The sequence below is a fragment of the Leucobacter sp. HNU genome, assembly GCF_047946755.1.
Lineage (GTDB): Bacteria > Actinomycetota > Actinomycetes > Actinomycetales > Microbacteriaceae > Leucobacter.
Genome location: NZ_CP178837.1, coordinates 3,137,777 through 3,151,329, shown reverse-complemented (window position 1 = coordinate 3,151,329; position 13,553 = coordinate 3,137,777). Strand labels below are relative to the sequence as shown.

Here is a 13,553-nt window from a genome sequence, read left to right as displayed (position 1 = left end):
TCGGTCCGGTGCGCCGGGCGGATGCCCGGCGCACCGGAGGTCGGCTACTTGACCTTCTCGGCCTTGCCGAGGATGTCGGCGGGAATGGTGGCGCCCATGCGCTTCGCCGCGCCCTCGTTCACCACGTAGCTGAACTCCTTGGCGGTCTCGACCGGCAGGTCGGCCGGCTTCTTCCCGTCCTTGAGGATCTTCACGGCGAGCTCGCCGGTCTGGTAGCCGAGCTTCTCGTAGTCGATTCCGAGGGTCGCGACCGCGCCGCCCTCGACGGTTCCGGCCTCGGCTCCGATCACGGGGATCTGCTTCTTCTCGGCGACCTGCACGAGCGAGGCGATGCCGGCGACGACCATGTTGTCGGTCGGCACGTAGATCGCGTCGACGTCGCCGAGCGCCTCGGCGGCCTGCGCGATGTCGTTCGCGGTGGTCACGGTCTGGGTCTTGAAGGCGAGGCCCTGCTTCTTGCCGGCCTCCTCGGCGGCCTTGACCTGCACCTCGGAGTTGACCTCACCCGAGCTGTAGACGATGCCGACGGTCTTGGCGTCCGGCACGATCTGCTTGAGCATCTCGAGCTGCTTGTCGATCGGAGCCGCGTCGCTCGTGCCGGTGACGTTGCCGCCGGGCTGCTCGTTCGACTTGACGAGCTGCGCCGAGACCGCGTCGGTCACCGCGGTGAAGAGCACGGGCTTGTTGGTCACGGCCTGAGCCAGCGCCTGCGCCGCGGGCGTCGCGACCGCGAGGTACAGGTCGGCATCGCTCGACGCGAACTTCTGGGCGATGGTGACGGCGTTGGCCTGCTCGCCCTGGGCGTTCTGCTCGTCGAAGGTGACCTTCATGCCCGAATCCTCGAGCGCCTGCTTGAAGCCCTTGGTCGCGGCGTCGAGCGCGGGATGCTGAACGAGCTGGCTGATGCCGATCTTGACGCTCTTGGCGCCCGAATCGGAACCCGATCCGGAGTCGTTCGAAGCGGATCCGGAGCAGCCGGTGAGCGCGAGCGCCGAGGCGGCGGCGATGCCGACCAGGGCGAGTGCGCGGCGGCGGAGCGAAGTCTGTCGCATGGGTGTTGAGTCCTTCAATAGGGCTCGGAGGCGCCGGTCGGGTCCGCTGCGCGGTGTGCACGGGACCCGGATGCCTTCGAGCAGGGGAAGCCGCGCGAGATCGCACAACTTGCTCAGCATGGTATCCGCCGCGCGGCGGGCCGCGAAACGGGAGGTGCGCCGCGGGTCAGTCGGCCTGCCCGTATTCGCCGGTCGCGACGAGCACGCCGCGCGCCAGCACCGCGTCGCGCATGAGGAAGCCGAGCACCGCGGGCGTGGCCTGCGGATCGATGTCGATGCGTTCGACGCTCAGCGCGTGCACCACGAACCAGTAGTGGTGCACTCCGGTGCCCTCCGGCGGTCCCGCGCCGATGAACGCCGGCTCGCGCAGCTCGTTCGGCATCGTGATCGCGCCCGCGGGCAGCAGCGGCGAGCCGAGCGCTCCGGCTCCGGCGGGCAGCTCCGAGACGCTCGCCGGGATGTTCGCCACGGCCCAGTGCCAGAAACCCGAACCGGTCGGGGCGTCGGGATCGAAGCAGGTCACCGCGAAGCTCCTGGTCTCGGCCGGGAAGCCGGACCAGCTGAGCTGCGGCGAGCGGTTGCTCCCGCCCGATGCCGAGTCGTAGACCTCGGCCGGCAGCGGCTCGCCCGCCTCGATCTCGGTGCTCGCGAGCACGAACTCGGGCACGTCCCGCACGGCGGCGTAGGGATTGATGGGGCCTCGCCCCTGCGTCGGTTGCGTCATCGGGGACCTCCTCGTCCGGGCCGGGCGGCCGGGATCCTGTCTGCCCTCCCAGCCTAGGAGCCGGTGACGGCGAGGGCTACCGTCAGGTGCGCAGTCGATATACTCGGTGCACGGCTCGGCGCGAGTGCGCCACCGAGTACTCGGGCCGTGCTTGAGGCGGAGAAACAGACATGGCAGTGACGACCGGATCCGAACGGGCCCGCGCGACGCTCGCCTACCTGCGTCGCAAGATCACCACGGGCGACTGGCCCGTCGGCGAGCGGATCCCCATCGAGCCGGAGCTCGCCGAGCAGATCGGTGTCGGCCGCTCGACCGTGCGCGAGGCCGTGCGCTCGCTCGCCAGCATCGGGATGCTCGAGACCCTGCCGGGACGCGGCACCTTCGTGCGCTCCTCGACCCCCACGAGCACGCTGCTCAACGAGTTCCTCGTCGACTTCACGCTCGAGGAGATCCTCAGCTACCGCCGCGCGCTCGAGATCGAGGCCGCCCAGCAGGCCGCCCTGCACCGCAGCGACGACGATCTCGAGGCGCTCGAGCAGGCGGCAGCCGATGAGCTCGGCTGCAACCGCTGCCCGGTGTTCACCCGCGGCGCCGAGTCCAGCGCGTTCGACAGCCGCTTCCACCAGCTGCTCTTCGACGCCGCCAAGAACCGGCTGCTCGCCGCCCTCTACGCCGGCATCAACGAGCAGCTCCGCAGCCCCGCGCACCGCGGGCGCCTCGCGAACGTCGCCACCGCGACCGAGATGGAACGCGACCACGCCCGCGTGCTCGACGCGATCCGCCGCCGCGACTTCATCGACGCCGTGCACTCCATGGCCGATCACGTCGACCACGACGTGGTGATCGTCAGCGAGAACCAGGTCAAGCAGCCGCTGCCGCGCACCCCCGAGCAGGAGGAGCGCATCGCGCAGGTGCGCGCGGGCGAGGCGAGCCGGGCCTAGCCGCGTCCCGAGCCTCCTAGCGGCGCTCGGCCCACGCGCGCAGGCTGTCGCGCACGAACGCGGCCCCCTCCGCGCCGCCGTAGTTCGCGGCGAAGCGCTCGTCGGCGACGTACATCTCGCCGAGACCGAGGACGTAGCCGACGAGGTCGCCGCCCGGGGCCGCCGCGGGCGTGCCGGGGATCCCCGTGAGCCAGTCGACGTGCCGCTCCGCGAGCGCCTGCGCCGCCTCGCCGGCGGGATCCTCGCCGCGCTCGGCGGCCGCGATCCAGTCGGCGTTCAGCGCTGCGACGCGGTCCGTCCATTCCCGCTGTCCATCGGCGCCGAGGCCGTTCCACCAGGCGTCCGACTTCGCGTACGCGTCGGCGCCCCAGCGTTCCTCGACCTCCTCACGGTACTGCGTGTGGTCGAATCCTTCGAAGATGTTCCGAGACATGAGGTCTCCTCCATTCCTGTCGGTTCCCGAGGGATCCGCGTCGCCGCTCGCGCGCCGGTCCAGCTCGGCGATCGTGCGTTCGACCGCGCCGATGCGCGCCCCGAGCCGCCGCTGCTCCTCGCGCAACAGCTCGAGGTGGCCGCGCAGGATCCCGGCCTCGGCGCGCGAGGCGTCCGCGGCGCTCGCCGCGGGGTCCGTCGCAGCCGCGCGGCCTGGTTCCCGATCCGCGACCGCGTCCTGGGCCGCGAGCACCTCGCCGATGCGCGGCAGCCCGAGCCCGAGGTCGCGCAGCAGCAGCACCCGCTGCAACCGCACCAGCGCGCGGTCGTCGTAGAAGCGGTAGCCGTTCGCGCCCACCCGGCTGGGTGGGACGAGCCCGAGCTCCCCGTAGTGGCGCAGGGTGCGCGAGGTCGTGCCCGCGGCCTTGGCCACCTCCTGGATCGAGTACTCCACGGTTCCTCCCGGTCGTCGGGACGGGGCCGTTCGTGGCCCCTCCGATCCCGACAAGTCCACGCTAGAACTTGACGTTACGTCAAGGTCAAGCGGTGGGATCCTGCGACTCGTTCCTCGCGGAGGATGACGCCGTGGAGCGCCTGGGGCGGCTACTGCATGGAGTCGAGGATCGCGGTGAGCTGCTCGAAGGTGGTGAGCGGATTCACGATCGCGAAGCGAGCATTGGTGCGGCCCGCGTGCGAGCTCGGCACCACGAACGCCTGCTGGTCCGCGAGCAGCTGATCCGACCACCGCTCGTAGTCGGCCTTCGACCAGCCGTCCCGCTCGAACACGACGACGGAGAGCTGCGGATCGCGCACGAGCGAGAAGCCCGGACGCCGCTCGATCTCGTCGGCGATGCGGCGGGCGAGCGCGATCGAGTGCGTCACCGCGTCCCGGTAGGTCGCGGCTCCGTAGGTCGCGAGCGAGAACCAGAGCGGCAGGCCGCGCGGCCGTCGCGTCAGCTGGATCGAGTAGTCGGAGGGATCGTAGGCCGCCTGCTCGGTGAGCACGTCGAGGTACTCGGCGTGCTGGGTGTGCGCGAGGCGGCCGTTCTCGGGATCGCGGTAGATCAGCGCGCAGACGTCGTAGGGCGCGAACAGCCACTTGTGCGGGTCGACGATCACCGAGTCGGCGCGCTCGACGCCCGCGAAGTGGTGCCGGGCGAGCGGCGACAGCATGGCGGTGAGGCCGTAGGCGCCGTCGACGTGCAGCCAGAAGTCGAAGTCGTCCTTGAGGGCCGCGACGCCCGCGATGTCGTCGACGATGCCGAAGTTCGTGGATCCGCCGGTCGCGACGACCGCGAACACGCGCTCACCATCGGACTCGAGCGCCTCGCGCACCGCGGCGGCCGAGAGGGAGCCGGTGTCGCCGCCGGGCACCGCGATCACGTCGACGTCCATGATCTCGGCCGCGGACTTCACCGAGGAGTGCGCCTCGGCGCTGCAGACGACCGCCCAGCCGCCCTCGGGGCGGGCGGAGAGCCCCGCCGCGGTGCGGGCACGGCGGGCGGTGTCGCGCGCGGCGACGAGCGCGGAGAGGTTGCCGATGGTGCCGCCCTGCACGAACACGCCCCCGGCGCCCTCGGGCAGACCGAACTCGCCGGCGAGCCACGAGAGCACCTCGTTCTCGGCGTGCACGGCACCCGAGCCCTCGAGCCAGGAGCCGCCGTACAGCGCGCTCGCCGAGACGACGAGGTCGAACGCCATCGCGGCCTTCGACGGGGCGCTCGGGATGAACGAGAGGTACTGCGGGTGATCGGTCGTGATGCAGGCGGGGGCGAGCACCATCTCGAAGGCGGCGAGCGCTCGGCTCGCGCCGATGCCCTCCTCGCTGATGGTGCGGCCCGCGAGGCGGGTCAGCTCGCTCGGCGAGGATGCGTGATCGAGCGGGGTGTCGGTGGCCAGCAGGCGGCGCCGGGAGTAGTCGAGCACCAGGTCGACGATGCTCCGGGTCTCCTCCGAGACCGAGTGCATGCGGGTGTGGGCGTTCGGGTCGGCTTCGGCGGTCATGACGGTCTCCCGGGTCGTGCGCAGACGGGTGTGCATCGCCAGTCTCGATCCTGCGCCGGGAATCGCACAAGCCTGCTTCACTCTGGACCGGTCCAGCCTGTTCCGGGCACGTCGCCTACCATTGACGGGTGCCCGTGCCCAAGATCCTGCTCGCCTACGCCTTCGCCCCCGTCCCCGACCCCGAGGCCGTGCGCCTCTGGCAGCGCGAGCTGTGCGAGTCCCTCGGCCTCCGCGGCCGCATCATCGTCTCGAAGCACGGCATCAACCTCACGGTCGGGGGCGAGCTCGACGCCTGCAAGCAGTACCTGCGCCGCACCAGGGAGTACGCGCCGTTCTCGGCCCTGGTGCCGAAGTGGAGCGACGGGACCGCCTTCGAGCCCGACGCGGCCGAGCCGCTGCACGGCGTGGACCGGCGCGCTCCGTGGCGCCGCATCGTGGACTTCCCGAAGCTCAGCGTGAAGGCGCGGGACGAACTGGTCGCGTTCGGGATCCCGGACGAGACCGTGGTCGACGAGAACGGCGTGGTCGGCGGCGGCACGCACCTGTCGCCGCAGCAGGTCAACGAGCTCGTCGCCGAGCGCGGCGACGACGTCGTGTTCTTCGACGGGCGCAACGCCTGGGAGGCCGAGATCGGCCGGTTCAAGGATGCGGTGGTGCCCGACGTGCGCACCACGCACGGCTTCATCGAGCAGATCGAGAGCGGCGCGTTCGACGACCTCAAGGGCCGCCCGGTCGTGACCTACTGCACGGGCGGGATCCGCTGCGAGATACTGTCGGCCGCGATGGTCGAGCGGGGCTTCGGCGAGGTCTACCAGATCGACGGGGGGATCGTGAAGTACGGCGAGGCCTTCGGCAACGACGGGCTCTGGGAGGGATCGCTCGCGGTGTTCGACGGCCGCGAGTCGATGGACTTCGCTCCGGGGGCCGCGGTGCTCGGGCGCTGCGCCGTCTGCGGCGAGGCGTCGAAGCAGCTCGCGAACTGCGCCGATCCCGCCTGCCGCAAGCGCCTCGTGCTGTGCGAGACGCACGCGGGCGCCTCCTGCGAGGAGCACGTCGCGGTCTGAGCCTCCGGCACCGGGGTCGCCGCGGACGCGGGACCCGTCAGCTCGGCAGCATGCGGGTGGCGCCCGCGGTGAACGCCGCCTGCGCAGCATCCGTCGGGAAGTGCCCCGCGGCGCAGAGCGTGCCGAGGCCGTGCATCAGCCCCCACAGGGCGAGCGCCTCGCTCTCGCTCCCGAGGCCGGCTTCGGCCGCGGTCGCTCCGAGGATCGCCTCGAGCTCATCGATGAGCGGCGCCATCGTCTCGGTCGGGGCCCCTGGGATGCACACCGTCGGGTCGTAGACGGCGGTGAAGGCGTTCGGGTGCTCGACGGCGAACCGGATATAGGCGCTGCCGCCCGCGAGCAGCGCCTCGACGGGTCCGCCGTCGGCGCGGGCGCCGTCGACCGCGTCCCGTACCCCGGCCAGCAGCTCCCCCATGCTGCGCTCGGCGAGCGCCTTCAGCAGTCCGCGTCGATCGGTGAAGTGATGGTACGGGGCGTTGTGGCTGACGTCGGCCGCGCGCGCGACCTCGCGCAGGCTGATCTCGGCGGCGGGCTTGCGCTCGAGCAGCTGCATGGCCGCGTCCTCCAGCGCCTGCGCCAGCCGACCGTGGTGGTAGGCCTCTCGGGAACTTGACACGAGCAACATCCTGCCCTATCTTGACACTGCCCACATAAATGGACACTGTCAAGATTGGATCGCCGCATGCCCACCGCGCTCGTCATCGATGGACACCCGAACCCCGATTCGCTCACCTCCGCGATCGCTCGCAGCTACGCGACCGGGCACGGCGACGCCCGCCTGCTCGCGCTCCGAGACCTCGACTTCGACCCGCACCTGCGCTTCGGCTACCGCAAGCGGATCCCCGTCGAGCCGGACCTGCAGGACGCACGCGACGCGCTGCACGCCGCCGACCGCATCGTCATCGTCACCCCGATGTGGTGGGCCTCCGTGCCGGCACTGCTCAAGGGCTTCTTCGACCGGGCGCTGCTCCCCCAGCACGAGTACCGGACCTCGCCCGCCGGGTTCCCGCAGGGCCTGCTGGCCGGCCGAACCGGTCGCATGTTCCTCCTCGCCGACACGCCCGCGCTGGCGCTGCCGGTCGTCGGCACACCGGCCGCCCGACAGGTCGCCCGGCACACCATGCGATTCTGCGGTGTTCGACCGTTCCCCGTGCGCCGCCTGCTCGGGGTCGGCGCCGCGAACGACCGGAAGCGCGAACGCTGGATCGCCGAGGCAGCCCGGACGGGTGCCGCGGATCGACGGCGGGACGATGCCCGCGGATCGCGGAACCGTGCGGCCGCGCCCGCCGAGGCGATCGCGTCGCCCGCTACACCGGCAGCCGCGGGATCGCCGAGATGAGTCGCCGCGTGTAGTCCTCGCGCGGTGCGGTGAGGATCCTCGCGGTAGGGCCCTCCTCGACGACACGGCCGCCCTCGAGCACGAGCGTGCGCTCGCAGGTCGCGGCGACGGCTCCGAGATCGTGGGACACCATCACGAGCGCGAGGCCCGTCGTCGCGCGCAGTTCGTTGACCAGGTCGATCACCTGGGTCCGGGTGCTCACGTCGAGCGCGCTCACCGGCTCGTCGGCGACGAGCACGCGCGGGCGCACGACGGTCGCGCGTGCGATCGCGATCCGCTGCCGCTGCCCGCCCGAGAACTCGTGCGGATACCGCAGCGCGGCATCCTCGGGAAGCCCGACCGATGTCAGCGCGGCGCGCACCCGGGCCGCCGCATCCGCGCCCTGCGCGATCCCGAGCGATTCGAGGGGCTCGGCCACGATCCGGTCGATGCGCTGACGGGGATCGAGCGACGAGTACGGATCCTGGAACACGGCCTGCACCCCCGAGCGGAAGCGGCGCATGGCTGCGTGGTCGCGCAGCCGCAGCGGCTCGCCGTCGAACCGCACCGCTCCCGCCGACGGCGCCGCGAGGCCGAGCAGCAGCGAGAGCAGGGTGGACTTGCCCGCACCGGACTCGCCGACGACGCCGACCGACTCCCCCGCGCCGAGCCGCAGCGAGACCCCGTGCAGGATCGGACGGCGGCCGTAGGCGAAATCGACGTTCGCGGCCTCGAGCACGGTCATGCGTCGCCTCCTGCGTCTCGGCCGCCCGCGGCGCCGTCGAGCGCCGCATCGAGCGCTCGCGCATGGGCGACGAGCTGCGCCGTGTACGGGTGCTGCGGAGCGCGCACCAGATCGACGACCGCACCCGTCTCGACGGCCTCGCCCGCGCGCAGCACGAGCACGCGCGACGTCTGCTGCGCCACCACCGCGAGGTCGTGGCTGATGAAGAGCAGGCCCATCCCGCGCTCCGCGACGAGCCGGTCGAGCAGCCCCAGCACCTCGGCCTGCACGGTCACGTCGAGCGCCGTCGTCGGCTCGTCCGCGACGAGCAGCTTCGGCCGGGCCGCGAGGGCGATGGCGATCGCGATGCGCTGCCGCTGCCCGCCCGACAGCTCGTGCGGGTAGGCGCGCGCGAGGCGCGGATCCTCGAGCCGCACCTCGGCCAGCGAGTCCGCGACCGCGCGATCGAGCTCGGCGCCGCGCAGTCCGCGGTGCCGCCGCAGCGGCTCGGCGATCTGCCTGCCGACCCGCATGAGCGGGTCGAGAGCCGTGAGGGGCTCTTGGAACACGAAACCGATGGCGGGCCCGCGCAGCGGACGCAGCTCGGCCTCGCTCGCGCCGACCGTCTGCACGCCGTCGAGCACGGAGGAGCCGCCGGCAGAGAGCCCCGCGGGCAGCAGCCCCGCGATCGCGAGCGCGGTGAGCGATTTGCCCGAACCGGACTCGCCGATGAGGCCGACCCGCTCCCCCGCCGCGATCTCGAACGAGATGCCGCGCACGAGCTCGGTGGCACCGGCGCCGGACCCGGCATCCACCGTGAGGCCGTCGACGCGCAGCAGCGTCTCGGCAGGAACTGCCTGGGCGCTCACGCGGACCTCCTCCGGCGACGGGTGGGATCGGTCGCGTCGCGCAGGCCGTCCGCCACGAAGTTGACGCCGAGCACGAGCACGACGAGCGCGATGCCGGGCGCGAGCGCACCCGCGGGCGCCTCGAGCACGGTGCCCTGCGCCTCCTGCAGCAGGCGACCCCACGACGCGTTGGGAGGCGGCGCGCCGAGCCCCAGGTAGGACAGGCTCGCCTCGGCCAGCACGGCCGCGCCGAACTGGAGCGCGAGCGTGACGGCGAGCGTCGGGGCGATGTTCGGCAGCACGTGGCGCCGCACGATGCCGAGCGTGCGCGTGCCGCTCGTGCGCGCGGCCGTGACGTACTGCGAGCCGACCACCCGCTTCGCGAGGATCCGCGCGATGCGGGCGACCACGGCCGACATGCCGAGGCCGATCGCGAGGATCGCCGAGCCCAGCGACGGCGGCTGCAGCGCGACGATGAGCATGGCCGTCAGCAGCACCGGGAACGCGATGGCCACGTCGAGCAGTGCCGAGATCGAATCGTCGAGCCACGGGGCGGCGAAGGCCGCCACGAGCCCGATCGTGACGCCGATGAGCGTCGCGATCACGACCGAGCCGACGCCGACCAGCAGCGCGATCCGCGCACCCACCATGAGCTGGCTGAGCAGGTCGCGCCCCAGCTTGTCGGTGCCGAGCAGGTGCTCGCCCGAGGGCGGCGACAGGCGTCCGCCCGAGGTGTCGTCGAGCGGATAGGGCACCCACGCGAGCGAGACGAGGGCGACGAGCACGACGACCGAGACGAGGCCCAGGCCGATCCAGAGCGTTGCGCGTTTCACGAGGCCACCCCCACGCTCTTCCGCAGCCGGGGATCGATGAGGCGCTGCACGACGTCGGCAGCGAAGCCGACGAGCAGCACCAGCAGGGTGGTCACCACGAGCACCCCTGGATCGCCGCGAAGTCGTGCTTCGCGATGCCGTCGACGAGGTAGCTGCCGAGCCCGGGCAGCGCGTAGACGCTCTCGACCACGACCGCTCCGAGCAGGGTCGTCGCGAGCTCGATGCCGAGCACCGAGACCACCGGCACCGCGCCGTTGCGCAGTCCGTGCCGCCACAGCGCTTCGCCGAAGCCCGAGCCGTGCGCCCGGGCCGTGCGCAGGTAGTCGCTGCCGAGCACGTCGAGCGTCGCCGAACGGACGTAGCGGGTCAGGGAGGCCCCCATCACCAGCCCGATCGCCAGCGCGGGGAGCACGAGGGACGAGAAGGCCCCCGCCGGATCCGACCAGTCGTCGGCGGGGAAGCCCCCGTCGGGAACCAGCCGAGCCCGAGCCCGAAGACCCACACGAGGATGATCCCGATCCAGAACACCGGAACGGCGATGCCGAGCTGCGCGACGCCTGAGAGCAGCGTGCCGTACCATCGGTCCGACTGCACCGCGGCGGTCACGCCCGCCGCGACGGACAGCACGAGCGCGATGCCGAACGCGAGGAGCGTGAGCGGCAGCGTCACCCGCAGGCGGGAGGAGATCTCGGGCCCGACGGGGGCGCCCGTGATGAGCGATTCGCCCAGATCGAAGCGCAGCATCTGCGCCGCCCAGGCGCCGAACTGCACGAGCAGCGGCTGATCCGAGCCCACCTGCTTGCGCGCCGCCGCGATCTGCTCCGGGGTCGCGCTCACCGAGAGCAGCGCGTTCGCCGGGTCACCGGGCAGCAGGCGCAGCAGCACGAAGATCACGATCATGGCGACCGCGAGCGACCCGATCAGGAGCGCGCCACGGCGCAGCAGATACCCGGGCATCGTGCACTCCCTCCCTGAATCGGGCGTTCCTCGCCGCCGACGCGATGGTGCCGGGGACCAGCGGCCCCCGGCACCATCGCGTCCTCGAGCTACTTCTTGACGATGTTATAGGCGGGGAACTGCGAGTTCAGCCCGTTGACCGGGTAGCCGCTCACGTCCTTCGACGCGACCACGATCTGCGGGTAGAGGTACAGCCACGCGCTCGCCGCATCGGTGGCGATCTGGCGGTTCGCCCGCTTCAGCAGATCGGTCTGCTCGGCCTCCGAGGAGGCCTGCTCGGCCTCGTCGATCCACTTCGTCACCTGCGGGTTGTCGTACCCCCAGTAGAACTCGGGGTTGCCGTACCAGACCACGTCGCGGTCGTTGACGTGCTCCTGCAGCGTCGCCTCGAAGTCGTGGTTCTTGAACACCTTGGTGTACCACTCGTCGGCGCTGATCGTGTTGATCTTGACCGTGATCCCGACCTTCTTCAGCTCCGACTGCAGGAACTCGGCGACCGCGGGGTGCGGGTCGTAGCTCGGGGTGTCGAGGGTGAAGGTGAAGCCGCTCGCCAGCCCGGCCTCCCGCAGCAGGGTCTTCGACCGCTCGGGGTCGTAGGGGTTCAGCTGGGTGAGGTCCTCGTACCAGGGATCGCTCGGCGGCACCATGGACCCGATCAGGGTGCCGTAGTCGCCCCAGATCGCGTTCAGCAGCTTCTTGCGGTCGATCGCCGAGTAGATCGCCTGGCGCACCTTGGCGTCGGCGAAGGGCTTCGCCCTGTCGTTGAAGGCGAGCAGTTCCTTGGTGGTCGACTTGCCGTCGTTGATCGTGAACTTGCCGCTCTTCTCGAGCTGGGGCAGCGCGTCGGGGTTCTGCACGCTCGTGATCAGGTCGACCCTGCCGCTCGTGAGCGCGGTGTCCTCGGCCGTCGCGTCGGTGAAGTAGGAGAACACGACCTTGCCGTTCTTCGCCTTCTCACCCCAGTAGTCGTTCCAGCGCTTCAGCGTCAGGGTGCTGCCGCGCTTCCACTCGCCGAGCGTGTAGGGGCCGGTGCCGTCCTCCTGCTTCTCGAGGTTCTTGGCGTCGGCGTTCACCACCCAGATGTACGAGAGCAGGTAGGGGAACGAGATCGAGCGCTGCTTGAGGTCGACCTTCACGGTGCGGGCGTCGGGCGTCTCGATGCTCTTGATCACCTCGAGGCTCGACTTGCGCGCCGACTGCGAATCGGGAGCGAGCACCGCCTCGATGCTCGCCTTCACGTCGGCGGAGGTGAGCGCCTTGCCCGAGTGGAACTTCACGCCGTCGCGCAGAGTGAAGGTGTAGGTGAGCCCGTCGGAGCTCATCTCGTGCTTCGTGGCGAGCAGCGGCGAGATCGTGCCGTCGTCGTTCAGCTTGAAGAGGCTCTCGTAGACGTTGCCGGTGAGCGCCTCGGTGACGCCCTGGCCGCCGCCCGCGACGTTGCTCAGGTTGACGGGCTCGTAGAGCGATCCGATGCGGATCGTCGCATCGGCTCCGCCGGCGTTCGCGCCACCGCCCTGCGCGCACCCCGTCAGGGCGAGGGCCGAGACGGTGAGCGCGGCCGCGGCCGCGAGGGCCTTCCGCTTCAGAGAGATCATGGGCATTCCTTCGGGTCGGGCGGTGGTGCTGGAGTGGGTGATGCGGTCCGGATCGCGCCGGAACGAGTCCGGTTCGGGTCCGGTCAGACCGTGTAGATGTCGAAGCCGTCGCGGAACTCGGGCAGTCGCTCGCCCGCGAGGATCGGCCAGGGCAGGCGGTTCTGCGCCGGCGGCATCGGGCAGTTGTACTGCGCCGAGAAACCGCACGGCGGCACGAAGGCACGGTTGAAGTCGAGCGTCACCCGGCCGGGCTCGCCGAAGGCGCCCGCGTCGCGCGGCACGAAGAGGAAGCGGCCCGCGCCGTAGCTCTGCGTGCCGTCGGTCGCGCGGTTCGTCGGATCGCCGAACACGAGCAGCAGCTGGCCGTCGTCGTCGAACGCCGAGAGGGTGAAGCGCTCGCCGCCGCGCTCGAACGTGATGTCGCCCGGCACGACGAGGTCCCGGGTGAGTCCGGCGTCGCGGATGTGCTCGAACGGGATCGTGCGATCGGCCGCCACGGGGGTGAATTCGGCCTCGATCACCCAGGACGGGTCGTAGTCGAAGGTCGCGGTGCCGTCGAAGGCGCGGATCGCGGCCGAGTCCGCGTCCCAGACCCGGATCCCGTACTCCGGTTCGCCGGTGGCGAGGTCGCGGCGCTGCAGCTCGGTCACGGTGACGCGGTCCCCGCGGCCCGCGGCGCGGGCCGCCGAACGCTCGGCCTCGGCGGTGATGCCCGCCTCCTGCGCGGTCGTGCCGGCCGGGAACCAGCGGGTCTCGACCAGGCTGAGGTTGCCCGTCGGCGAGGTGACGGCCTCGCGGCGCGACTCGCGCCAGGCGGCGTGCGCTCGCGCCTCATCGCTCAGGGCGGGGTTCGGCTGCTCGGTCATCATCCATCCAATCTGCTCGGCCGCCGGCGGGGCCGATGCTGCTCGGTTCGACACGACTTGCGAAGTTTGCGAATGCCTCGCATTCGCAACACTTCAGTATGCGTCAGGTGGAGGCGTGCGCGCGAATCGTGCGACATCCCTCGTAACGGGAGCCGGTCGGACCGCATTCCCGGCGCGGGCCGGCGTGCGCGGGAA

15 protein-coding genes are annotated in these 13,553 nt (G+C 71.5%); 3 read left to right on the top strand and 12 right to left on the bottom strand.

What is annotated here, in order from left to right:
* Positions 1 to 44: 44 nt before the first annotated feature.
* Positions 45 to 1,052 carry an ABC transporter substrate-binding protein gene (locus tag AB3K78_RS15335; RefSeq protein ID WP_416444669.1) on the bottom strand — a complete coding sequence of 336 codons (1,008 nt, stop codon included), beginning with the start codon at positions 1,050 to 1,052 and terminating at the stop codon, positions 45 to 47.
* Between the two features lie 166 nt (positions 1,053 to 1,218).
* Complete coding sequence (locus AB3K78_RS15330) at positions 1,219 to 1,776, bottom strand: YbhB/YbcL family Raf kinase inhibitor-like protein (RefSeq protein ID WP_416444667.1); 558 nt, start codon at positions 1,774 to 1,776, stop codon at positions 1,219 to 1,221.
* 170 nt (positions 1,777 to 1,946) lie between these two features.
* On the opposite strand from AB3K78_RS15330, the gene AB3K78_RS15325 reads away from it, so the two are divergent.
* A complete protein-coding gene (locus AB3K78_RS15325) occupies positions 1,947 to 2,717 on the top strand; it encodes a FadR/GntR family transcriptional regulator (RefSeq protein WP_416444665.1) in 771 nt (256 codons plus the stop codon).
* 16 nt (positions 2,718 to 2,733) lie between these two features.
* On the opposite strand, the gene AB3K78_RS15320 is transcribed toward AB3K78_RS15325, so the two are convergent.
* Positions 2,734 to 3,603 carry a MerR family transcriptional regulator gene (locus AB3K78_RS15320; protein ID WP_416444663.1) on the bottom strand — a complete coding sequence of 290 codons (870 nt, stop codon included), beginning with the start codon at positions 3,601 to 3,603 and terminating at the stop codon, positions 2,734 to 2,736.
* 149 nt (positions 3,604 to 3,752) lie between these two features.
* Positions 3,753 to 5,153, bottom strand: a complete 1,401-nt coding sequence (locus AB3K78_RS15315; protein WP_416447381.1) for a pyridoxal phosphate-dependent decarboxylase family protein — start codon at positions 5,151 to 5,153, stop codon at positions 3,753 to 3,755.
* 128 nt (positions 5,154 to 5,281) lie between these two features.
* On the opposite strand from AB3K78_RS15315, the gene AB3K78_RS15310 reads away from it, so the two are divergent.
* The gene (locus AB3K78_RS15310; RefSeq protein ID WP_416444661.1) at positions 5,282 to 6,217 is read left to right on the top strand and encodes a rhodanese-related sulfurtransferase; all 936 of its coding nucleotides are present in this window, start codon (positions 5,282 to 5,284) and stop codon (positions 6,215 to 6,217) included.
* Positions 6,218 to 6,254: 37 nt separating this feature from the next.
* On the opposite strand, the gene AB3K78_RS15305 is transcribed toward AB3K78_RS15310, so the two are convergent.
* Positions 6,255 to 6,833: a TetR/AcrR family transcriptional regulator gene (locus AB3K78_RS15305; RefSeq protein ID WP_416444659.1), complete on the bottom strand. Its 579-nt coding sequence runs from the start codon at positions 6,831 to 6,833 to the stop codon at positions 6,255 to 6,257.
* Positions 6,834 to 6,899: 66 nt separating this feature from the next.
* On the opposite strand from AB3K78_RS15305, the gene AB3K78_RS15300 reads away from it, so the two are divergent.
* Positions 6,900 to 7,556, top strand: coding sequence for an NAD(P)H-dependent oxidoreductase (locus AB3K78_RS15300; RefSeq protein ID WP_416444657.1), 657 nt, complete (start codon positions 6,900 to 6,902; stop codon positions 7,554 to 7,556).
* On the opposite strand, the gene AB3K78_RS15295 is transcribed toward AB3K78_RS15300, so the two are convergent.
* From AB3K78_RS15295 to AB3K78_RS15265, 7 genes are all read right to left on the bottom strand, one after another.
* Entirely contained in the window at positions 7,525 to 8,280 is a 756-nt protein-coding gene (locus tag AB3K78_RS15295; RefSeq protein ID WP_416444655.1) for an ABC transporter ATP-binding protein, read from the bottom strand. The genes AB3K78_RS15300 and AB3K78_RS15295 overlap by 32 nt on opposite strands.
* Complete coding sequence (locus AB3K78_RS15290) at positions 8,277 to 9,128, bottom strand: ATP-binding cassette domain-containing protein (RefSeq protein ID WP_416444653.1); 852 nt, start codon at positions 9,126 to 9,128, stop codon at positions 8,277 to 8,279. The genes AB3K78_RS15295 and AB3K78_RS15290 overlap by 4 nt, the downstream gene beginning before the upstream one ends.
* On the bottom strand, positions 9,125 to 9,940 hold the full coding sequence (locus AB3K78_RS15285) for an ABC transporter permease (protein WP_416444651.1): 816 nt from the start codon (positions 9,938 to 9,940) through the stop codon (positions 9,125 to 9,127). The genes AB3K78_RS15290 and AB3K78_RS15285 overlap by 4 nt, the downstream gene beginning before the upstream one ends.
* A gap of 91 nt (positions 9,941 to 10,031) precedes the next feature.
* Positions 10,032 to 10,352, bottom strand: coding sequence for an ABC transporter permease subunit (locus AB3K78_RS15280; RefSeq protein ID WP_416444649.1), 321 nt, complete (start codon positions 10,350 to 10,352; stop codon positions 10,032 to 10,034).
* Positions 10,322 to 10,897: an ABC transporter permease gene (locus AB3K78_RS15275; protein ID WP_416444647.1), complete on the bottom strand. Its 576-nt coding sequence runs from the start codon at positions 10,895 to 10,897 to the stop codon at positions 10,322 to 10,324. The genes AB3K78_RS15280 and AB3K78_RS15275 overlap by 31 nt, the downstream gene beginning before the upstream one ends.
* An 89-nt stretch (positions 10,898 to 10,986) precedes the next feature.
* Complete coding sequence (locus tag AB3K78_RS15270; RefSeq protein WP_416444645.1) at positions 10,987 to 12,492, bottom strand: ABC transporter substrate-binding protein; 1,506 nt, start codon at positions 12,490 to 12,492, stop codon at positions 10,987 to 10,989.
* Between the two features lie 83 nt (positions 12,493 to 12,575).
* Positions 12,576 to 13,361: a DUF1684 domain-containing protein gene (locus AB3K78_RS15265; protein ID WP_416444643.1), complete on the bottom strand. Its 786-nt coding sequence runs from the start codon at positions 13,359 to 13,361 to the stop codon at positions 12,576 to 12,578.
* Between the last annotated feature and the right edge of the window lie 192 nt (positions 13,362 to 13,553).